Source organism: Burkholderia sp. BC1, from assembly GCF_052683555.1.
The window spans coordinates 1-350 of sequence record NZ_JBQYLP010000135.1; the positions used below are offsets into that span (position 1 = coordinate 1).

At 73.4% G+C, this 350-nt stretch carries 1 protein-coding gene; it reads left to right on the forward strand.

Features of this window, described 5'->3' with window-relative positions; genetic code table 11:
* Positions 1–350: autotransporter-associated beta strand repeat-containing protein (locus tag ACSHSS_RS29595; protein ID WP_445545918.1), on the forward strand; the 350-nt coding region annotated here is incomplete at both ends.

Below are 350 nucleotides of genomic sequence, written 5' to 3' on the forward strand. Positions count from 1 at the left end.
GGGCGCGGGCGGCTCGCTCGGCACGAGCGTCGGCGGCACGGTGCTCGGCAATGCGATCAATCTCGACACGAACGTCACGCTCGGTCTGAACGGCTCGGCCAATCTCGGCCTCGGCGGCGTAATCGGCGGCAGCGGCAGTCTCGCGCAAACCGGCACGGGCACGACGACGCTCACCGGCGTCAACACGTTCACGGGCGGCACGACGCTGAGCGGCGGCGGACTGATCGCCGGGAACGGCGCGGCGCTCGGCGCGGGCGCGCTGCATGTCAGCGGCGCGGGCGGCTCGCTGGCGACGAATGCGAGCGGCACGCTGCTCGGCAACGCCGTGAACCTCGACGCAGGCGCGACGC